16 protein-coding genes and 3 tRNA genes are annotated in these 21,089 nt (G+C 68.9%); 11 read left to right on the top strand and 8 right to left on the bottom strand.

Annotated elements, in window-relative coordinates:
- Positions 1 to 398: 398 nt before the first annotated feature.
- A complete protein-coding gene (locus ABZY45_RS02675; RefSeq protein ID WP_356735344.1) occupies positions 399 to 1,277 on the bottom strand; it encodes a LysR family transcriptional regulator in 879 nt (292 codons plus the stop codon).
- A 182-nt stretch (positions 1,278 to 1,459) separates the two neighbouring features.
- On the opposite strand from ABZY45_RS02675, the gene ABZY45_RS02670 reads away from it, so the two are divergent.
- On the top strand, positions 1,460 to 2,803 hold the full coding sequence (locus tag ABZY45_RS02670; protein ID WP_356735342.1) for an MFS transporter: 1,344 nt from the start codon (positions 1,460 to 1,462) through the stop codon (positions 2,801 to 2,803).
- 260 nt (positions 2,804 to 3,063) lie between these two features.
- Here the strand turns inward: ABZY45_RS02670 and ABZY45_RS02665 are convergent, their stop codons facing one another.
- A complete protein-coding gene (locus ABZY45_RS02665) occupies positions 3,064 to 4,056 on the bottom strand; it encodes a LacI family DNA-binding transcriptional regulator (protein ID WP_356735340.1) in 993 nt (330 codons plus the stop codon).
- Between the two features lie 328 nt (positions 4,057 to 4,384).
- Here ABZY45_RS02665 and ABZY45_RS02660 point away from each other — a divergent pair, with 328 nt between their 5' ends.
- The 4 genes from ABZY45_RS02660 to ABZY45_RS02645 all read left to right on the top strand — a co-directional run bounded on the left by ABZY45_RS02660 (position 4,385) and on the right by ABZY45_RS02645 (position 9,546).
- Positions 4,385 to 6,103 carry a discoidin domain-containing protein gene (locus ABZY45_RS02660; RefSeq protein ID WP_356735338.1) on the top strand — a complete coding sequence of 573 codons (1,719 nt, stop codon included), beginning with the start codon at positions 4,385 to 4,387 and terminating at the stop codon, positions 6,101 to 6,103.
- Between the two features lie 211 nt (positions 6,104 to 6,314).
- Positions 6,315 to 7,649, top strand: a complete 1,335-nt coding sequence (locus tag ABZY45_RS02655) for a DUF1996 domain-containing protein (protein WP_356735336.1) — start codon at positions 6,315 to 6,317, stop codon at positions 7,647 to 7,649.
- 1,157 nt (positions 7,650 to 8,806) lie between these two features.
- Entirely contained in the window at positions 8,807 to 9,199 is a 393-nt protein-coding gene (locus ABZY45_RS02650) for a hypothetical protein (protein WP_356735334.1), read from the top strand.
- 221 nt (positions 9,200 to 9,420) lie between these two features.
- Positions 9,421 to 9,546, top strand: coding sequence for a hypothetical protein (locus ABZY45_RS02645; protein ID WP_356735332.1), 126 nt, complete (start codon positions 9,421 to 9,423; stop codon positions 9,544 to 9,546).
- Here the strand turns inward: ABZY45_RS02645 and ABZY45_RS02640 are convergent.
- Positions 9,539 to 10,678 (bottom strand): helix-turn-helix domain-containing protein, encoded by a 1,140-nt coding sequence (locus ABZY45_RS02640; protein WP_356735330.1) that lies wholly within the window; start codon positions 10,676 to 10,678, stop codon positions 9,539 to 9,541. The genes ABZY45_RS02645 and ABZY45_RS02640 overlap by 8 nt on opposite strands.
- Before the next feature lie 86 nt (positions 10,679 to 10,764).
- Here ABZY45_RS02640 and ABZY45_RS02635 point away from each other — a divergent pair, with 86 nt between their 5' ends.
- Together ABZY45_RS02635 and ABZY45_RS02630 are read left to right on the top strand one after the other, a co-directional pair.
- Positions 10,765 to 11,820 carry a ferredoxin reductase gene (locus ABZY45_RS02635; protein WP_356735328.1) on the top strand — a complete coding sequence of 352 codons (1,056 nt, stop codon included), beginning with the start codon at positions 10,765 to 10,767 and terminating at the stop codon, positions 11,818 to 11,820.
- A 7-nt stretch (positions 11,821 to 11,827) separates the two neighbouring features.
- Entirely contained in the window at positions 11,828 to 12,946 is a 1,119-nt protein-coding gene (locus ABZY45_RS02630; RefSeq protein ID WP_356735326.1) for an acyl-CoA desaturase, read from the top strand.
- A gap of 910 nt (positions 12,947 to 13,856) precedes the next feature.
- Here the strand turns inward: ABZY45_RS02630 and ABZY45_RS02625 are convergent.
- The 5 genes from ABZY45_RS02625 to ABZY45_RS02605 form a co-directional block, all read right to left on the bottom strand.
- The gene (locus tag ABZY45_RS02625; protein ID WP_356735324.1) at positions 13,857 to 14,264 is read right to left on the bottom strand and encodes a PIN domain nuclease; all 408 of its coding nucleotides are present in this window, start codon (positions 14,262 to 14,264) and stop codon (positions 13,857 to 13,859) included.
- A complete protein-coding gene (locus ABZY45_RS02620) occupies positions 14,261 to 14,494 on the bottom strand; it encodes a type II toxin-antitoxin system VapB family antitoxin (protein ID WP_356735322.1) in 234 nt (77 codons plus the stop codon). The genes ABZY45_RS02625 and ABZY45_RS02620 overlap by 4 nt, the downstream gene beginning before the upstream one ends.
- 364 nt (positions 14,495 to 14,858) lie before the next feature.
- Positions 14,859 to 14,935, bottom strand: a tRNA-Ile gene (locus ABZY45_RS02615).
- Between the two features lie 210 nt (positions 14,936 to 15,145).
- Positions 15,146 to 15,218, bottom strand: a tRNA-Asn gene (locus ABZY45_RS02610).
- Between the two features lie 5 nt (positions 15,219 to 15,223).
- Positions 15,224 to 15,296: transfer RNA gene (locus ABZY45_RS02605), tRNA-Asn, on the bottom strand.
- A 182-nt stretch (positions 15,297 to 15,478) separates the two neighbouring features.
- On the opposite strand from ABZY45_RS02605, the gene ABZY45_RS02600 reads away from it, so the two are divergent.
- From ABZY45_RS02600 to ABZY45_RS02585, 4 genes are all read left to right on the top strand, one after another.
- Entirely contained in the window at positions 15,479 to 15,781 is a 303-nt protein-coding gene (locus ABZY45_RS02600; protein ID WP_356736554.1) for a YtxH domain-containing protein, read from the top strand.
- 94 nt (positions 15,782 to 15,875) lie between these two features.
- Positions 15,876 to 17,321 (top strand): FGGY family carbohydrate kinase, encoded by a 1,446-nt coding sequence (locus ABZY45_RS02595; RefSeq protein WP_356735320.1) that lies wholly within the window; start codon positions 15,876 to 15,878, stop codon positions 17,319 to 17,321.
- Between the two features lie 108 nt (positions 17,322 to 17,429).
- Positions 17,430 to 19,163 carry an ABC transporter ATP-binding protein gene (locus ABZY45_RS02590; RefSeq protein ID WP_356735318.1) on the top strand — a complete coding sequence of 578 codons (1,734 nt, stop codon included), beginning with the start codon at positions 17,430 to 17,432 and terminating at the stop codon, positions 19,161 to 19,163.
- The gene (locus ABZY45_RS02585) at positions 19,163 to 21,088 is read left to right on the top strand and encodes an ABC transporter ATP-binding protein (protein ID WP_356735316.1); all 1,926 of its coding nucleotides are present in this window, start codon (positions 19,163 to 19,165) and stop codon (positions 21,086 to 21,088) included. The genes ABZY45_RS02590 and ABZY45_RS02585 overlap by 1 nt, the downstream gene beginning before the upstream one ends.
- Position 21,089 lies beyond the last annotated feature (1 nt).

The following is a 21,089-nucleotide window of genomic DNA, read 5'->3' as shown; positions in this document are numbered from 1 at the left end:
GGGGGCGAGGCCCGTCGCGCGCCGCGCCCTTCTCTCCGGGGACCACCGGCGACCCAGGCAGACATCGCGAGGCGCTCCAGGCCTGCGGCACCTCGGCCGGTGCGATCCCGGCGAGGGGCGGATCGAGTTCTCCGGCGCGCATGAGTTCGTACGGCGCCTGCCAAGGCTTCGCTGCAATCCCTACGAAAAACGCGAATCCCCAGGTCAGAGCGATTCTTCCTGGGGATGCTGGGTGGGGCGGGTAGGCCCGAACCCACATGGGTGACGCGCCTCACCTGCGGTTTTCTCGGAGAGCCGAGCGTATCGGCCTGCTTCCGTCCGACTGCATCCCGCTCGATCCGGGGCCAGCGGACGCGGTGCAGCGTTCGCTGGACCGCCTGTTTTCCCCGCCGCCGCGGTTAGGCGTGGGCGAGCGCGTAGAGCAGTGGGCGCAGCCGGCCGGCTGCGCCGCGGTCTTCGCGCCAGATGAGTCGCAACCGCAGAGGCGGCGCCTGGGCGTCGACCCTTGCGAGGCGCCCGGAGTCGAGGTCGGCTTGGACCGCGAACTCGGGCAGCAGCGCGATTCCTCGCCGGGTGGCGACCCATTCACGCACCTGTGCCAGTCCGCCGACGGCGGTGAGATCGACATCGGGGCCGAGCCAACGCTGAGTGGCCATCCAGAAGGAACAGCGCGGCTCGCGCCCGATCAAGCCTCCTGTGCGCTGGATCTCTTCCATGCTCACCTGGTGCCCGAGAAGCGGATGCCGGGGTGGGGCAACGACCGTCATGGCGATGTCGCGAAGGTCCACATACTCCAGGGCCGAGGTCGGCTTCGGGAATCCCAGGTCGCCGACGTGCTCGCCGGTATCGAGGAGCACCGCCGCATCGATCTCACCGCGGTCGAGCGCGGCAAGGAGGCGACCGCGGTCGGGATCCGGGCGCAGACGCACTTGGAGGTCCGGGCGCGATTGGCTCAAGTCGTCCAGGACCGCCGGCAGGAGCTCGTCTGCGACTGACGCCTGTGCTCCCACGCTGAGGCCTGGCGCGGCGCGTAGGTGTTCGGCCGCGTCGTCGAGCGCTTCCAGGGCTTCGGCCGCTGCCAGGAGGTAGGAGCGGCCGGCAGGGGTCGGGTGCATTCCTGCGCGGTCGCGGGTGAACAACGGTGTTCCGAGTTCGGCTTCCAGCCGACGTACCCGGTCAGAGACCGAGGACGGCGCGAGACGCTGGGCCGCCGCTGTCCTGTTGACCGTCCGATGCTGCAACAACGCGACAGCGGTCCGTAGTTGGTCCAGGTTCATCCGCTCACTCTAGGCAGCTGTTCGGATATTCCGAACGGTGATGCGGTGCCTTCGGTCGCGCCTCACGCGACGAACACGGAATCTGTGCACCGTCCCTCCTCGTCGGACCAAGGAGATTCATGTCCGCGGCACCATCCCTCACCGGCCGATCTCGGCACAGGCGTCGGCCTGCGGCACAACTGATGGGCATTTCGCTCGCCTACTTCATGGTGCTGCTGGACACCACGGTGCTCGCAGTGGCCGAACCCAGCATCATGACCTCGCTCCATACCGGTGTCGTGGGCGTCGGCTGGGCCACCACGATCTACACGATGGCGCTGGCGTCCACGCTGGTACTCGGCGGCAGTCTCGCTGACCGTCTGGGCGCCTACCCGGTCTTCATCCTCGGGGTGATCGGCTTCGGCGCAGCGTCGGTGGCATGTGCACTCTCACCCACCCTTGCGTTCCTTCTCGTGTTCCGGGCGCTGCTCGGGCTATTCGCCGCCGCGATCATCCCGAGCTCACTCGGTCTGATCACCGGCCTGTATCCCGATCCCGGACCGCGCGGGCGCGCCATCAGCGCCTGGGCAGCGATCAGCGGCGCCGCCGTGGCAGCCGGCCCTCTGGTGGGCGGATGGCTCATCGCCGTGGACGACTGGCGCGCCGTCTTCGTGATCAACGCCCCGATAGCACTCGCCGTTCTCGCCCTCTGCCGAACCCGGATGACGAGCACGCGGCACATGCGCGCCATCTCCTGGCTCCCCCACCTCGGGCTGGCGGCGACACTCACCGCCGCGACGCTCGCGATCACGCAGGCCGGCCAACGCTCGTGGTCCCAGGCCCTTCTGTTCGGCCTCGTCGCCCTGGGGCTGGCGTACAGCACGGCAGTGATCGACCGGACCTCGCCCGCACCCCTGGTGCCGGCAGCCCTGCGTCGCAACCGTCTGGTGTGGACCGCGTTCGGATGGGGCGCAGCGGTCAACTACGCCCTCACCACAGTGATCTTCTCCCTGCCACTTCTGCTCCACGTCACCCCGGCCGCCGCGGGGGCAACGCTGCTGCCGATGACCCTGCTGATCACTCTGAACCCGTTGGTCACGGGACGTCTCGTCGCCGCTTACGGGCCGCTGCGGCCGATCCGAATGGGCTTCGTCGCATTCCCGATCGGCCTGACCCTCATCGCCGCCGCGACAGCCAGGCACGACCAACCACTTGTCCTCGGTCTTGGGCTCCTGCTGTGTGGCCTCGGCGTCTCCTGGACCCTGCCCGCACTGGTCGGCTTCGCCGTCGATCACGCTGCCCCCGAAGTCGCCGGCTCGGTCGGCGGCATCCTCAACGCCACCCGTCAGACCGGCGCAACCATCGCCGCCGCGGTCGCCGCCGGCGTGCTGACCCAGAACCACAGCAGCGGCGGCACGGCAGCCGTCCCGTTCCTCATCGCGGCCGCCGTCTGCGTACTCGGGATCATCAGCGCCACGGCGCTGAACCCCTCCCGGGCGAAGGGGTCTCCCACCGGCCCCGCCGAACAGGGGCCTGCTCGAACGTGACGGCCTGAACGCCGACGTCGGACAATGCCGATGAGCGGCAGCACGTGGTGCCGAGGATCGCGCGCGAAGCCCGCAGACAGCAAATGCGGCGCACTGTCTCGACGTCTCCACCGGTCGACGAGCCGGAGCGAAGTGCCGGGGCGGCAGCCCTCCGCTCCTGACATCCCGCCAAGAACGCGCCGGGGCGGGTGCATAGCCCCGGCGCGAGCGGAGCACCGGCGCTCCGCCTGCCCTGCGCGGCGAGCCGTACTGACGGCCAATCAGGTCGACTCGCGCACGACGAGTTCGTTCGGCATGATCACCGGCCCTGTGGGGCCGCCGTCGATCAGGCCGAGGAGCAGGTGGACGGCGGCGGTCGCCTGGTCGGCCATCGGGCTGCGCACCGAGGTGAGCGCGGGGCTTGTGTAGGACGCGGCTTCTATGTCGTCGAAGCCGATGACCGCCACGTCTTCGGGGACGCGTCGGCCCGCTTGATGGAGGGCGCGCAGGGCTCCGATCGCCATCAAGTCATTGGCTGCGAAGACCGCATCGAGGTCGGGATCGTCCTCCAGGAGCTGCCGCATGGCTTCGGCGCCGGAGGCTCTGGTGAAGTCGCCCAGCGCCACGATGGAACGACGGCCGGTGTCACGCAGCGTCTGGCGGTAGCCATCGAGGCGCTCACGCGCCTCGTACAGTTCGAGCGGCCCGGTGATGGTGGCGATCCGGCGCCGACCGCGCTCCAGGAGATGACGCACGGCCAGTGCCGCCCCGCCGGCGTTGTCCAGCGCGACGTACGGGACGTCCTGTGCGGAGGTGCGGTTGAAGGACACGACAGGCAGGCCCTGCCGGGCCAGTGCGGCCGGCAGCGGATCCGTACCGTGCAAGGCGACCAGGAGCACGCCGTCCACCTGACCGCCGGCGATGTACTGCACCACTCTGGCCCGGCTCCGGTCCGATTCCGCGAGCATGAGCACGAGCCGTTTGCCCGCCGTCTCGAGCTCTCTGCTGACGGCGCGGACCACGGCGGAGAAGAGGGGGTCGTCGGAGACAACTCCTTGGGGCGGGTCGGATACCACCACGGCGAGGGTGTCTGTGCGGCGGGTGACGAGATTGCGTGCCGCGCCATTGGGCACGTAGCCCAACTCGTTCACGGCGCGCATGACGACTTCTCGGATCTGCGGGGCGACCGTCGTCTCGCCGTTGATGACCCGGGAGACGCTTGATTTGGACACGCCCGCTCGGGCGGCTACCACATCGAGAGTGGGGCGTTTCATACCTGTCCGTCCCCTGTGCCGCCGCCCGGGTTCGTGCGCGGGGCGGGATTTCTCATCAGGGCGACCTCCAGCTCTGCGTCATGGCGATGCGAGCAGCGTATCCGCAGGCCGGGGCGACATGAGCGTGCCCGGAAAGGCTTCTCTCTCAGCGCCACCCTCGTGGCTGTCGGGGCACCGCGTAGCCCACGAGAGACCGCTCCCCCCATGCGTCGTAAGTGTTACGTCTCTGTTTTTTCGAGGTGAAAGATGCCTTGACAGCCTCTACCAGCCCCTCCATCCTCCCTCTCAGGGAGCGCTCCCTGACCTCCCCCCACTTGAGGAGTCGCCCATGCAACCGCCGCTGCGTCGCTTCAGCTTATTTTTGTCCCTCGCGGCCGCACTGCTCGCTTTCATCGCTCTCCCCACCCCCACCGCGCAGGCGGCGGAGGTGCTGCTCTCCCAGGGAAAGCCCGCCACCTCCTCGAGTACCGAGGGAAACTTCAGCGCTCGTAGCGCCGTCGACGGCGACCCCGGGACGCGCTGGTCCAGCGCCTTCGCCGACCCGCAGTGGATTCAGATCGACCTCGGGGCGAGTGCCGGGATCAGCCGGGTCGTCCTCAACTGGGAAGCCGCGTACGGCACGGCGTTCAGGATCGAGGTATCGAGCGACGCGGAGAGGTGGACCGTCGTCCACCAGACAGCCACGGGCACGGGCGGCACCCAGAATCTGGCCGTTTCCGGCACCGGCCGCTATGTACGCATGTACGGGACGCAGCGCGCCACCGCCTACGGATATTCGCTGTGGGAGTTCCAGGTGTACGGCACCGCCGGCAGTCCCGGTGGTGACGCCGCCAGGCTGCTCTCGTACGGCAGGCCGGGCGCGGCTTCCTCTTCCCAGAGCGACCAGAACTGCTGGGAGTGCACACCGGCCAGGGCGTTCGACCGGGACCCGGCCTCCCGCTGGGCCACGAGCCCCACCACGGGATGGACCGATCCGGGCTGGATCTCCGTCGATCTCGGTGCGACGGCGCAGATCGACAAGGTCGTCCTGCAGTGGGATCCGGCCTACGCCAAGTCCTTCCAGATCCAGGTCTCTTCGAACGGAGCCGACTGGACACCGATCTATTCGACGACGTCCGGCACGGGCTTCAAGCAGACGCTGACCGTCTCCGGCACCGGCCGCTATGTGCGCATGTACGGGACGCAGCGCGCCACCCCTTACGGCTACTCGCTGTGGGAGTTCCAGGTGTACGGCACCGGCGGCGACCCGATACAGGCTCCGCCGCTGCCGAGTGACCCCGCGACCCCGCCGCGGCTGGTGTGGAGCGACGAATTCGACGGCGCCGCGGGCGGCAGACCCGACCCCTCGAAATGGAGGGCCGACCCGGGCACCGGGCCGAACAACGAGCTGGAGTACTACACCGACCACCGCAACGCCGCGCTGGACGGGGCGGGACACCTGGTGATGGAAGCACGCAAGGAGGTCACCGCCGGATCGTCGTGCCCGCGTGACCCGCTGAGCGGCAGCACCACGTGTCAGTACACCTCGGCGCGGATGAACACCGGCGCGACCTTCCAGTTCACCTACGGACGCGTCGAAGCACGCATCAAGGTGCCCAAGGGCAACGGTCTGTGGCCCGCGTTCTGGATGATGGGCGGCGACTTCCTGACGGGCCGGCCGTGGCCGTACAACGGCGAGATCGACATCATGGAGATCCTCGGCAAGGACGTGAAGACCGCTTACTCGACCGTCCACGCGCCCGCCTACAACGGCGGGGGTGGAATCGGCGCGCCGTACACACTGCCCGGGAACGCCGACTTCTCCGACGACTTCCACACCTGGGTCGCCGACTGGAACAGCAAGGGCATCACCTACAGCCTGGACGGCCGCACCGTTCTGACTCTCGACAAAGAGCAGGTGGAGCAGACTCGCGGACCGTGGATCTTCGACCACCCTCACTACCTGATCCTCAACCTGGCGGTCGGAGGTGACTGGCCGGGCCCAACAGACGCCGGCACCCCCTTCCCCGCCAGAATGCTCGTCGATCACGTGCGGGTCTATCAGTAACCCCTGGCCGCCCGGTGACCGCGAAGGTCCCGGGCGGCTCCGCCCGCCCCCCTGCGGGCAGCAGGCCGGGACACCCGGATCGCCTTGCGGCAAACGCCCCTGTCCGTCTCCCGCTCTCCCATCGCCGCACTTCGGCGAGCAGACCCTTCACCCCTGATGCCCGTGAGGAAGTGAAATGCGCAGATATCCCGCCCATCTGTACACACTGTTGGTGAGCACTCTGGCGGTCGTGCTGGCCGCCGCCCTGAGCTTGACCGTATCGACCCAGCAGGCCCAGGCCGCGACGGTCACCGTCCAGGCCGAGTCCTACGCAGCCCAGTCGGGTGTCGCGTCGGAGGCGACCGGGGACATCGGGGGCGGGCAGAACGCCGCGTTCCTCGCCAACGGTGACTGGATGCGCTACGACAACGTCGACCTGGGCGCGACCGGCCGGCTGACGGTGTCGGCCAGGATCGCGTCCGCCGTCGGCTCGGGCACGGTGGAATTACGGACCGGCAGCCTGACCGGACCACTGCTCGCCGTCATACCGGTCTCCCCGACCGGCGGCTGGCAGACCTGGGCGACCCAGGCCACCGACGTCACCACCCATCCCACCGGTTCACAGACGGTGTTCGCCGTGCTGCGCAGCACGGGGGCCGGTGACTTCGTCAACATCAACTGGTTCTCCTTCGTCGGCGCGGGCGACACCCCGGCGGCCGGGTGGGTCCCCATCGACCAGGCCAAGTGGGACGCCCAGTTGGCGCAGTTCCGTGCGATGACGCCCGCCGCCGTGCCCGCCGGTATCGTCCGGGTCCCGGAGTTCAACGCCACCTGCTCCTACAGCCACTCCAAGCCGGACGACCCCATCGTCCTGCCGGGCCTGCCCGGTGCGTCCCACATGCACAGCTTCTTCGGCAACAAGAGCACCGACGCGTTCTCCACGACCCAGTCGCTGCTGACCAACACACCCACCAGTTGCACGCCGGCCAACGACCTCTCGGCGTACTGGATCCCGACCCTGTACGAAGGCGACAAGGCCGTCGAAGCCGAGAGCATGATCGTGTACTACGGGTCCCGGCTCGCCGACCCCTCGGTGACCGTGCCCTTCCCGCAGGGGTTCCGCATGATCGCGGGCAACGCCAAGACCCAGACGCCCACCCCGGCGGGCTCGCCGGGCCAGTACTGGTGCGCCGGCGAGGGCGGTGAGATCGGCCGCAGCGCCGACGGCAACTGGCCGCGCTGCGCCCCGAAGGCCCATCTCACCCACCAACTCGTCTTCCCCGACTGCTGGGACGGCAAGAACCTCGACAGTCCCGACCACAAGTCGCACGTGGCGACCACCTACGACGGCAAGTGCAGCGGCGCCTACCCTGTCGCCATCCCCAACCTCTCCTTCGTCGTCAGCTATCCGACCAGCGGCAGCACCGCGGGCTTCCGGCTGGCCTCGGGCATGGCATCGTCCATCCACGGCGACTTCTTCAACGCCTGGGACAACGCCGGTCTCGGGCACCGCGTGAAGGACTGCATCACCCAGAAGGCCAAGTGCAACTCCGCCGGCACATTCTGACCCTGTGATCGGCGTGCGCCATGGTGGTGGCGCTGCCGGCCGTCGGCTGCACATCGCAGCCGGCGGCCGGCGCGTCGCCGGAGCCGGCCTTCAACGCCACCGACACCGCTTGGATCCTGTTGATGATCCCCATGGCCGAGCGCATGCTCCTCGTCGACGGCAGGACAGACCTCACCCCCTCGCGAGCAACACCCTGCGTTCACTGCTGGTCCACGTCCGCACCGCCCACGAAGCCCCATGCGATGGCGCGTCGGTTGCTGACCACTGAGAACGTGCTCGTGCCCGGCCGGCCCGGCGCAGGGGCGGTCGGGGCAGCACGGTCCGTACCGAGCCGAGAACCGACAAACCCCACGGGCATTGACCCGCCCTTTGATCGATTCGACCAGCTCATCCGGCACCGTGATCGTGATCTTCCGAGTCGCCATACTCGAAGTATGCCAAGCGGCCCCACCCGCAGGGCACGTAAACACCAGTCGCGTGCGCGCACTTCCGCGCCGGCCGAGGAGAGGGGTGCCCCCGCATCTTCATGGCATCAGCGGCCGTGGGGGCGCTCAACGCCGCCCCCACCGAGACATCGCCACAAAAGGCCAGTTCAGAGCCATGCCGGACTCGTCTTGGCTGCGTGGGACCCCACGCTCGCCACACCCCTGTGAGGCGAACACCACGCGCTGAGGGACCCCAGAAGACGCGTTGCGGGGGTCGTGGTCACCCGCGCAGTGTGCCGCCCGGCCTAGGCGGCCCGGGCCGGTTCACCGGCGGTGGCAGTGGCTCAACCGCTCTGTTCTGGTGAGCTGAGACAACCAGCCTGGCACTGCTGGCCAGGGCCAGAGCACTATCACCGCTGATAGCGGTCTGGCCCTAGCAGGGCGCCGACTTCCGCCAGCCGCCCGGCGAGCCCGAGCCCGCACTCACCCCGGCCCGACGTCCGCTCGCCCCCGGCGACCTCGCCTTCGCAGCCCCGGACCGCCATGTCCGAGCGCCACCACCACGGGTTGCGCTACGCCCAGGACCAGCTGACCACTTAGCCCCACCGACCGGTGTGCCAGCGCCTCCACCTGGACAGTGGTCGTAGCCGGCCCGGCTCCCGCCTCGGATACCGTGTTCCTCTACGGGGCGCCATAACGGATGTGACGCCCCTCACCGGAGGTAGTCAGCGTATGAGTTCAAAGCGCAGCAAGAATCCAGCCCTGCCCGTACTTGACGACGCATTCCGACTCTCGTCGGTCAAGGACGCCGAAGAGTCCACCCGTGACTTGGCCGCTCGGCTGGCCACCACCGAGCTGCGCCGCGTTTCCCACCCGGGCCGGATCACCTGGGAGCCCACCGATCAGGCCGAGCCCGTACCGGTCCCGCCGACTGTGGTCGACGGTGACGGGGACCTGTGGCTGCGGGACCGGGGCACCGGCACCTGGACCATGCCCGAGTTCGACCCGAAGGAGTTTCCGGCCCGCTGCGGCGAGGTTCTGACGTGGAACCAGCTTGCCTGCGAGTTCGGCCCGCTGACCGCACTGGCCGACGACCGCCGCATCGGCGGCGGCCGCCGGCGCTGACCGCGCGGCCTTCTGGGAGGACCGCGTCCCTGAAGCACCCATTACGGGTAGCGGGGAGCTCCAGCTCACCGTCGAGCTCGACGATGGCGACGAGCAGATGAGCGTGGTGGTGGCGTGCGACGGCCTCGAGCAGCGTGGTGCGGGCCCGGCGCCACCCGATGTCCTCGGTGCGGCCGGCGTCGGTGGACCCGCCGGGTAGCGGTCGGCCTTCAGTTGCCGTGGTGAGCGCGCGGCCCAGCTCGCCGATCGACTGCTGCCAGTCGGTCAACTGCCCGAGCAGGCCACGCACCAGCTCGTCGACGGCGCCCGGCCTGCTCGCGGACGCGGTCGAGGAGCGCGTCAGCTGACCCGAAGACCGACCGCAAGGGTCAGTTCAAGGACCCGGTGTGGCGATGCGAGTGCCGGAAACAGCTCTCGCAGCTGCGACATCCGGTACCGGACCGTCTGGGGATGGACGAACAGCGCCGCCGCCACCTCCTCCCGCCTGCCCTGGTGCAGCAGCCACGCACGCAACGTCTCCTCCAGCCGCCGGGCGGTCGCGACAGGCAAGGTCTGCAACGGTGCGAGGGCTCGGGCACGCAGGTCCGCGAACGCCTCCATGTCCGCACTCAACACCAGTTCGGGCAGGTGGTCCTCGGTGTCGCGAATATCAGGGGAGAGGGAGCGCGCGCGTATGGCTCGTGCGTACGAGGCGGACGCACGGGTCCATGGCCGTGCCGGGCCGACCACTGCGGTGCGGTCGGTCAGCTGCCGCAGGAGATGTGATCGGTCGGCGTCGGGGACGAGCAGCACACCGGTGGCATCCGGCAGATCGTCGAGGACGAGGGTGCTCGGGTCGAGCGCGCGGTAGGCCGGCCGGGCCTGGGCAGCGGGCAGCAGGACAGCGGTCAACGAAACCGGAGGCTGCCACCCGGCCCGCTGAGCAGAGGCCAGCAGCACGTCCGGGCTCGTGCCGGCGAGAAGGTCGCGGGCCAGGTGTTCCAGGTGGCGCTCGTGGGCCCTGCCCCGGGCGGCCAGTTCGTCGGCATGGCCCGCGGCGCTCGCGGCGGAGAGCTCGTCGATGTAGGCGAAGGTCAGCTCGGCGAACTTGGCGACCTCGGCGGCGGGCAGACCTGCGGGTACGGCGCCCGCTGCCAGACATCGCCAGGCCACGCGGGCGCCGACGCGGTAGGCACTGAGCAGGGCGTCCATCGAGCGGCCGTCACGCACCTCGCCGCGGCCCAGCTCGTAGGCCGCGTCACCGGCGTCGCCGCCTGTGGCGTTCCCGCTCGCGAGGTCCAGGTAGTGCCCCAGAGCGGTGCGGACGGCTCGGCGGATGGTGCCGCCCATCCGGCCCGAAAGGGCGTTGGCATAGGAAGGGACCTCGTCGATGATCGCCTGGACCACCTCGTCGGCGGTGGTCTTCAGCTCGGCCCGAAGTGCGGCGACCGTCGCCTCGCCCAGCGCCAGTTCTCTGGCCCTCCGGATTGCATGACTCACGTTTTGTTCCCTGCGAACAATTCTGCCAACCAGATTTACGTCCTGTGGTCAGGACTTTACGCCTTGAGGCGCAGCAAGCTGGATTCATGACGAGTGCAGCCCTCCGCAGCAGGGCGTGGAAACTGCTGGAGATGGTCACGACGCCGCTGCTGCCGTCGGACTACCTCGACCTGGTCAGCCCGCTGCGTGCGGGCGCTGACCTGCGTGGGCGCATCGAGGCCGTGCACCCCGAGACGGATGACGCAGCAACCATCGTCATCAGACCGGGACGGGGCTGGCGCGGCCACACAGCCGGCCAGTACGTGCGGATCGGGGTCGACGTCGAGGGGAAGCGCCTGTGGCGTGCCTACTCCATCACCTCGCCGACAAACCGTCAGGACGGCCGCGTCACAATCACCGTGAAGGCGATCCCGGACGGCAAGGTCAGCAACCACCTGGTCCGCAGGGCGAAACCGGGCACGCTGATCCAGCTCGACCAGCCGGCCGGTGACTTCGTGCTGCAGGGAGCCAAGCCCGCCAAGGTGCTCTACCTGACGGCCGGCAGCGGCATCACTCCCGTGATGGGCATGCTGCGCGACACCGAGTTCGACGACGTCGTCATGGTCCACTGCGCGCCACAGCCGCAGGACGTGATCTTCCGCAACGAGCTGCACGAACTGGTCGCGGACAAGAAGCTGCGCCTCACTGAGGTGCACACCGACACGGACGGCACGCTTGACATCGCGCGTCTCGACGAACTCGTGCCCGACTGGGCCGAGCGCGAGACCTGGGCCTGCGGGCCCGCGGGCCTGCTCGACGCCGCCGAAGAGCACTGGGCCGAGAGCGGCGTACAAGAGCGCCTGCACACTGAACGCTTCCGCCCGAGCGTCGTCGCCGTCGGCGCCGGTGGCGAGGTCACGTTCAGCGTCTCCGGCAAGTCCGTCGACGCGGACGGCGCCACGCCGTTGTTGGACGTCGGCGAGGAGGCCGGCGTACTCATGCCCTCCGGGTGCCGCATGGGCATCTGCTTCGGCTGCGTCACGCCGCTCAAGGCGGGCGCCGTCCGCGACCTGCGCACCGGCGAGATCACCGAGGCCGAGCCGGGCGTCCTCATCCAGACCTGTGTGTCCGCCGCGGCGGGCCACTGCGACCTCGCACGATAGGAGCGCCTTGACCGCCATCGACCCCACTGCCCACCTGACCGCGGAGCGGATCGAGGAGCTGGGCCGCGAGCTGGACGCGATCCGCGACGAGGTGATCGCAGGCCGCGGCGAGAAGGACGCCGCCTACATCCGCAAGGTCATCTCGGCGCAGCGGAAGCTCGAGCTGGTCAGCAGGGGCGTGCTGCTGTTCTCGTTCTTCCCGCCCGCGTGGCTGCTCGGCACCGCCGGTCTGTCCGTGGCGAAGATCATGGACAACATGGAGATCGGCCACAACATCCTGCACGGCCAGTGGGACTGGATGCGGGACCCGAAGATCCACTCCACCACGTGGGAGTGGGATCACGTCTCGCCGGCCGAGCAGTGGAAGCACTCGCACAACGAGCTGCACCACACGTACACCAACGTGATCGGCAAGGACAACGACCTCGGCTACGGCATCATGCGCGTGGACGAGGACCAGAAGTGGCACCCCTTCCACCTCGGCCAGCCGCTGTGGAACTTCCTCAACGCCTGCTTCTTCGAGTACGGCATCGCAGCGTACGACCTGGAGCTCGGCAACAACCTCGGCAAGCGCAGCCGCAAGAGCCCGGAGTTCCGCGCGCGGGCCAAGGCCGTGGGCCGGAAGATCCGCAAGCAGGTGCTCAAGGACTACGTGATCCACCCGCTGTTGTCGGGCCCGTCATTCCTCACCACACTCGGCGCCACGTTCACCGCCAATCTGGTCCGCAACCTCTGGTCCCACTCGGTGATCATGTGCGGGCACTTCCCCGAGGGCGTGCAGGTCTTCGAGCGCCGGTCGATCGAGGGAGAGACGCGCGGCCAGTGGTACCTGCGCCAGATGATGGGCTCGGCGAACATCAGCGGCAGCAGGGCCATGCACTTCATGACCGGCAACCTGTCACACCAGATCGAGCACCACCTGTTCCCGGACCTTCCGAGCAACCGGTACGCCGAGGTCGCGGTGAAGGTGCGCGCACTGTTCGACAAGTACGAGCTGGAGTACGTCACCGGGCCGCTGCCCAAGCAAGTGGTCTCCGCGTGGCACAAGGTCTTCCGGCTCTCACTGCCGAACAAGAAGCCCAAGGTCAAAGCGCCGGGCCACGAGCAGGAGCTCGTCGCGACCTGAGGGCCGTCGCTCAATCGATCTTGAGCGCGGTGTGATCGAAAGTGGCCTGGGCTGCTGCTTGGACCGCGCCCCACGGCGATCCGAGCGGAGGGGTCTGGGGCAGATCCAGGTCGCCGAAGACGCACGTCCGCCGCACCACCGTGAGGCGAACACCTCACGCAGAATGACCCCAGAAGACGCGTTTCCCCAGGTCAGAACGATTCTGCCTGGGGATGCTCGGTGGGGCGGGTGGGACTCGAACCCATAAGCGTGACGCCTCTCACCTGCGGAAACGCCACAGAGACGGACATTCGCATCCTGCTGCGTCCTGCTGCATCCGCCTCGATCCCGTGCAAGGGCAAAGCGGTGCGGTACGTACCGCACGGCTACAGGCGGCTCCGGTGCTGCATGTAGAGGGAGAAGAACTGCCCGGCATATCCGCGGGCAGGCAGCCAGTCGCGCGACTCACCCGTAGTGCATGCCGCCGGCTCCGTCCCCCCTCCCCTCGCCCAGTGCAGTCACACTCCGTGGCGGAGTGGATGCACAGACGGTGGCACATGAAATCCGCTGGCGGCTCATCGTGCGCCTGTCGCAGGCAACAATCCTCCCGCGATGTCCATCGCCTCGATGTAACGGGTGAGTGCGTCGCGGTTCTGCTCCAGGAAAGCGATCCGCTCGGTCATCCGGGCGGAGGTCTGCCGAGCGCATCTGCGGCTCAGCCGGCACGGAAGGCGCACCTTCCCACCGTGAGGGGAACACCTGAGCTCCCCAGTGTCTGAACCTGGACGGCAACTTCTCACCCTCGGTGACGGCAGCGACCTGCGCCCCGTAAGTGGAGACACACTGTTGCCCGGGTTCGCGAACGGGCCGGACGCCCTTCCGCCCTGGGATGGCATTCGTCGGAGCCAGGATCACTGCCGAGGGCGAAGAATCAGGCGCGCACGTCTCGTTGCTGCACTTCCTTCAGGACCGCTCCCACCGTGGCGAAGTCGTTGTCCACGTGAAGCACCGTGTGACCGTGATGGACCGCCGTCGCACACACCAGGAGGTCGATGGCTCCGGCGGCACGGTGCTGCCCTCGCTGGGTGAGCTTGTACTGCGCGGTGTCGACCCAGCGCCACGCACTCTCGGGAACCGGGGCGAGATGGCAGAGGTCATCGATCTCTTCGGCCAACTCGTCCCGATGAGCCGGGCTTGTGGCCGAATAGAGGAACTCCGTCCTCGTGGGCTCGCAGACATGGAACACCCCCGCGGCGATGTGCCCCTCCCAGGGACGCAACGCCCCCGGCGTACGGAAGAGGTGCCAGAGGGCGCACGTGTCGAGGAGGTATGTGATCACTCGAAGGCTGCCCGCCGGGCCTGCTTGGCTGCCGCATGCGCCGCAGCCGGAGCCTCGAACTCGCCCCGCTCACCCCTCGCGGCCAGCTTCTCAGCAGCTTCCAGCCGCTTGATGCGCGCCACGTAGTCCCTCAGGGCACCGTTGACCGTCTCCTTCTTCGTCGAGACACCCATGAGCCGCATCGCCTCAGCCAGCGCCTCGTCATCGAGATCGACCTGCGTCACAGACATGTCAGCCACCCCTCACTCCGAGTCCATGATGTACATAGTTACGATACATCACCAACATTCACGGGCGGCAGATCACCGAACGTGACACAGGGAGCCCGCCCGGCCACGCACCGGCGACCACCAGCCACACACCAGTGACTGATGTCGAAGCAGTGAGGCGGGGCGGCCCTTGCATCAGCAGCCGTGGGAGCCAGCAACGAAGCCCCTCGGGCAATCGCCACAAAGGGCCAGGTCAGACGGGGCTGACGGGTGCCGCCGCCACGCGAAAGCGGCTCAGTACCGCACCGCGTACGGCGAGTACCGCACGGAAACCAGCGGCGAAAACCGCGCTTCCGCAGGTCAGAACGTTTCCGCAGGGTAAGTCTGGTGGGGCGGGTGGGACTCGAACCCACGGCCGACGGATTATGAGTCCGCTGCTCTAACCGGCTGAGCTACCGCCCCGTCTCGGCGTGGCGCGTACATGTGTGCGCGCCGTCTGCCGCAGCATAGCCGGTCATACGATCTCCTGCTTCGGATGGCCGCCTTCGCGTGACCATGAAGACCTCGCAGGGTGCTGCCCGGTTCCAGGCGCCGCGTAATCGCCCCGAAAGAGTCACGGAGGGCACCTTCCGGGCGCACGAAAAAGGACCCCGAAGGGTCCTCTTCCGTCTGCTCCCCCGACTGGACTCGAACCAGTAACCCTCCGGTTAACAGCCGAATGCTCTGCCAATTGAGCTACAGGGGATCGCGCTCCCCCGACTGGACTCGAACCAGTAACCTGCCGGTTAACAGCCGGCTGCTCTGCCAATTGAGCTACAGGGGATTGCTGCGGTGCCTCGAATCGTACCTACCTGGCGGCTGCCGAGCGGCGCGCGTTCGCTGCGACACATACATTAGCGCAAGCAGGGGGGTGCTCCGCCAATCGGTATCCCCCTGGGTGATCTCGGGTGTCTGCGGGTAGGCGGTGCAGCACACGTCGCACGGAGCGAAGGAAGGGTGGCAGCCATGCGATACCGGCTCACGTTCATCGCCGGAGTGGCCCTCGGTTACGTGCTCGGCACGCGAGCGGGGCGCGAGCGTTACGAGCAGCTGAAGAAGTCCGCACAGCGGCTGGCCGAGAACCCGGCCGTGCGGAACGCGGCGGAGTCCGCCGCGCACGGCGGCCGGGATTTCGCCGGCAAGGCGTACCACTCGGTGAGCGAGAAGGTCGGGGACAAGGTCCCCGTGTCCGTCTCCGACCGGGTGCGCTCGCTGCGGGAGCGCAGTGGCCACAACGGCAGTGACGACTGGGGCACGACCAACACCTGAGGGCCCTTCTCGCACCGGACACCGCATCGGGCATCACCCGGTGCGGCAGAGGTCCGGTGCGGGAAAGGTTCGCCGGTGCGGCAGAATCTGTGACATGGGCATAGTCGCCGGCTTGGACAGTTCATCCGCCTTCACGCACATCGTCGTCTGTGACACGGACACCGGTGAGGTGCTGCGGCAGGGGTACGCCGCGCACCCCGTCGAGGCCAAGGCCTCCGACGTGGATCCGCAGGCGTGGCTGCTCTCACTCGGTGAGGCGGCCTCCGGAGGGCTGCTCGAAGGCGTACAGGCCATCGGCGTGTCCGCGCAGCAGCACGGGCTGGTGCCGCTGGACCACCAGGGCAATCTCGTACGGCCGGCGATGGTCGGCAACGACCGGCGCGCGCAGGCCTCGGCCGCGGACCTGATCGACGGGCTCGGCGGGCGCCGGCCCTGGGCCGAGGCCGTCGGGGCGGTGCCGCAGGCCGCGCAGCCGGTGACGAAGCTGCGCTGGCTGGTGCGGACCGAGCCGGAGAACGCCCAGCGGGTCGCCGCCGTCCTCCAGCCCCACGACTGGCTGGTGTGGCAGCTGCTCGGCAGGCCGGCCCGCCGGACGACGGACCGGGGTGCCGCTTCGGGCACCGGGTACTGGTCGGCGGGCTCCGGGTCCTACCGCCCCGATCTCGTGGAGCTGGCGCTCGGCCACCAGGCCGCCCTGCCCGAGGTGCTCGGTCCCGCCGACTCCGCCGGGACGACTCCGGAGGGGCTGCTGATCTCGGCGGGCACGGGCGAGACGATGGCCGCCGCCTTCGGCCTGGGAGTCGCCGTCGGGGACGCCGTGGTGTCGCTGGGCGCCTCGGGCTCGGTGATGGCCGTGCACCACGAGGCGCTGGCCGACCCGACGGGGATGATCACCTCCTTCGCCGACGCGACCGGGATGCACCTGCCCGTGGTCCACACCTCGAACGCGGTGCGCGCGCTGCGGGGTACGGCCGAGATGCTGGGCCTCGACGGTCTGGACGAGCTGTCCGCGCTGGCCCTGAAGTCGACCCCGGGGGCCTCCGGACTCGTCCTGCTGCCGTATCTGGAGGGGGAGCGCACCCCGCGCCTGCCGCACACCGCGGGCACGCTGAGCGGGCTGCGGCGCGAGTCGATGAAGCCCGAGCACCTGGCGCGGGCCGCCTTCGAGGGGATGCTGTGCTCGCTGGCCGACGCGCTGGACGTGCTGCGCGGCAGGGGCGTCGAGGTGCGGCGGGTGTTCCTGCTGGGCGCGGCGGCCGAGCTGCCCGCCGTGCAGGCGCTGGCGCCCGCCGTGTTCGGCACCCAGGTCGTCGTGCCGCAGCCCGCCCAGTACGCGGCGCTGGGCGCGGCCCGGCAGGCGGCGTGGGCGCTCGGCGTCTCGCAGGGGACGCTCGACGCCCGTACTCCCCCGGCGTGGCGCGGTGCCGCCGCGCAGGTCCTGGAGCCGGGTGAGGAGCTCGCGGTCGGCCGTGCGGTGCGCCAGCAGTACGGGGCGACGCGCGATCAGGTCCATCCCGGCGCGTTCGCCACGACGGAGTGAGGGCGGCCCGGGATTTGACCCGGGCTTGAGCAAAAGCGTTGGCCGCCATGGTGCGGTGTACCGGAGTATGGACCGGCCTCTGCCGTTCGCCGACTCCGAGAGACACGTGTGCTCATAAAACTCCTGCGGACCTATCTGGGTCCGTACAGACAGCCCATCATCCTGCTGGTGCTGCTCCAGTTCCTGCAGACCTGTGCCAGCCTCTATCTGCCCAGCCTCAACGCGGACATCATCGACAAGGGTGTCGTGCGCGGGGACACGGGCTACATCCTGGAGTTCGGCGGCGTGATGATCGTCGTCAGCGTCATCCAGATCGTCTGCAACATCGGGGCCGTCCACTACGGCGCCCGGACCGCTTCCGCGCTGGGGCGCGACGTGCGGGCTTCCGTCTTCGACCGGGTGCAGTCCTTCTCCGCGCGCGAGGTCGGACGGTTCGGCGCTCCTTCGCTGATCACCCGTACGACCAACGACGTGCAGCAGGTCCAGATGCTCGTCCTGATGGCGTTCACGCTGATGGTGTCGGCGCCCATCATGTGCGTCGGCGGCGTGATCATGGCGCTCGGCCAGGACGTGCCGCTCTCCGCGGTACTGCTCGCCGTACTGCCCGTCCTCGGGGTCTCCGTGGGGCTCATCGTGAGGCGGATGCGCCCGCTGTTCCGCACGATGCAGGAGCGGCTGGACACGGTGAACCGGGTGCTGCGCGAGCAGATCACCGGCAACCGGGTCATCCGCGCCTTCATCCGTGACGACTACGAGGAGAAGCGCTTCCGCGGCGCCAACACCGAACTGACGGACGTCGCGCTGTCGACGGGCCGTCTGATGGCGCTCATGTTCCCGACCGTGATGACGGTGGTGAGCGTGTCGTCCGTCGCCGTCGTCTGGTTCGGCGCGCACCGCATCGACAGCGGCGGGATGGAGATCGGCGCGCTGACCGCGTTCCTGGCGTATCTGATGCAGATCGTCATGTCGGTGATGATGGCCACCTTCATGTTCATCATGGTCCCGCGTGCCGAGGTCTGCGCCGAGCGCATCCAGGAGGTCCTGGAGACCGATTCGAGCGTCGTCCCGCCCGTCGCTCCGGTGACGAAGCTGCTCAAGCACGGTCATCTGGAGATACGGGGCGCGGAGTTCCGTTACCCGGGCGCCGAGGAGCCGGTGCTGCGCGCGGTGGATCTCGTGGCGCGGCCCGGGGAGACGACCGCGGTCATCGGGTCGACGGGCAGCGGGAAGTCGACGCTGCTGGGGCTGGTGCCCCGGCTGTTCGACGCGACGGACGGCGAGGTGCTCGTCGACGGCACGGACGTACGGACGCTGGACCCGGTGCTGCTGGCCCGGACGGTGAGCCTCGTCCCGCAGAAGCCGTACCTGTTCTCGGGGACGGTCGCGACGAACCTGCGCTACGGAAACCCGGACGCGACGGACGAGGAGCTGTGGCACGCGCTGGAGGTGGCGCAGGCCAAGGACTTCGTGGAGCGGCTGGAGCACGGCCTGGACGCACCGATCTCGCAGGGCGGCACCAACGTCTCCGGCGGTCAGCGTCAGCGGCTCGCGATCGCTCGGACGCTGGTGTGCAGGCCGGAGATCTACCTCTTCGACGACTCGTTCTCCGCCCTGGACTACGCGACGGACGCCGCACTGCGCGCGGCCCTGTCCCACGAGACCCGGGGAGCGACCGTGGTGATCGTGGCGCAGCGGGTGTCCACGATCCGTGACGCGGACCGGATCGTGGTCCTGGACGAAGGCCGGGTCGTCGGGACGGGCAGCCACCACGAGTTGATGGACGGCAACGAAACCTACCGGGAGATCGTGCTCTCCCAGCTGACGGAAGCGGAGGCCGCCTGATGGCCGGGCCGGGCGGACGAATGATGGCCGGGGGCCCCACCGAGCGGTCCATGGACTTCAAGGGGTCCGGGAAGCGACTGCTGCGGAGGTTCAGCCAGGAGAAGTCCTCGCTGTATCTGATGCTGGGCGCCGGGACGCTGAGCGTGGCGCTCTCGGTGGTGGGGCCGAAGATCCTCGGCGCGGCGACGGACCTGGTCTTCGCCGGTGTCGTGGGCAGGCAGCTGCCGGACGGCACGACGAAGCAGCAGGCCGTCGACAACCTGCGCGAGCAGGGCGACGACGGACTCGCCGACATGCTGTCCGGGGTGGACTTCACACCCGGCAGCGGCATCGACTTCGGCGCGGTGGGCGATGTCCTGCTCGTGGCGCTGGCGGTGTACGTGGGCGCGGGGCTGCTGATGCTCGTGTCGAGCCGGCTGTCGATCCGGGTGATCAACAGGGTCGTCTTCCAGCTGCGCGAGGACCTGCAGACGAAGCTGTCGCGGCTGCCGCTGTCCTACTTCGACCGGCAGCAGCGCGGTGAGGTGCTGAGCCGGGCGACGAACGACATCGACAACATCTCCCAGACGATGCAGCAGACGATGGGTCAGCTCATCAACTCCCTGCTCACCATCGTCGGCGTCCTGATCATGATGTTCTGGGTCTCGCCGCTGCTGGCCCTCGTGGCGCTGGTGACGATCCCGCTGTCGGTGTTCGTCGCGGCGCGGGTCGGCAAGCGCTCGCAGCCGCACTTCGTGGCGCAGTGGAAGGTGACGGGCAAGCTCAACGCCCATATCGAGGAGATGTACACCGGCCACACGCTGGTGAAGGTCTTCGGGCGGCAGGACGAGTCCGCGAAGGACTTCGCCGAGCAGAACGACGCGCTCTACGAGGCGGGGTTCAGGGCGCAGTTCAACAGCGGGATCATGCAGCCGCTGATGATGTTCGTGTCGAATCTGAACTACGTGCTGGTCGCGGTCGTGGGAGGGCTGCGGGTGGCGTCCGGTTCGCTGTCGATCGGTGACGTGCAGGCGTTCATCCAGTACTCGCGGCAGTTCTCGATGCCGCTGACGCAGGTCGCCTCGATGGCGAACCTGGTGCAGTCGGGCATCGCGTCGGCCGAGCGGATCTTCGCTCTGCTGGACGCCGAGGAGCAGGCGCCCGACCCCGAACCCGCGGAGCGGCCGAAGGAGCTGCGCGGCAGCGTGGCGCTGGAGAACGTGTCCTTCCGGTACGACCCGGAGAAGCCGCTCATCGAGGACCTCTCGCTGAGTGTGGAGCCCGGGCACACGGTCGCGATCGTCGGCCCGACCGGCGCCGGCAAGACGACGCTGGTCAATCTGCTGATGCGGTTCTACGAGGTCACGGGCGGCCGGATCACCCTCGACGGAGTCGACGCGGCGAAGATGACGCGCGACGAACTCCGATCGGGCATAGGCATGGTGCTTCAGGACACCTGGCTCTTCGGCGGCACGATCGCGGAGAACATCGCCTACGGCGCCTCGCGCGAGGTGACCCGTGAGGAGATCGAGGAGGCGGCGCGGGCGGCGCACGCCGACCGCTTCGTCCGCACGCTGCCCGACGGCTACGACACGGTGATCGACGACGAGGGCTCCGGGGTCAGCGCGGGTGAGAAGCAGCTGATCACCATCGCGCGGGCGTTCCTGTCCGACCCGGTCATCCTGGTCCTCGACGAGGCCACCAGCTCGGTGGACACCCGGACCGAGGTGCTGATCCAGAAGGCGATGGCTCGGCTGGCCCACGGGCGTACGAGCTTCGTGATCGCGCACCGGCTCTCCACCATCAGGGACGCGGACGTGATCCTGGTGATGGAGAACGGCTCGATCGTCGAACAGGGCACGCACGACGAACTGCTGGCGGCCGGGGGGCCCTACGCCCGGCTGTACGCGGCGCAGTTCGCGCAGGCGCTGTCGGAGGTCGACTGAG

Source organism: Streptomyces sp. NPDC006516, from assembly GCF_040611875.1.
In the GTDB taxonomy this organism is placed as follows: domain Bacteria; phylum Actinomycetota; class Actinomycetes; order Streptomycetales; family Streptomycetaceae; genus Streptomyces.
This window is presented reverse-complemented; position numbering and strand designations above follow the sequence as displayed.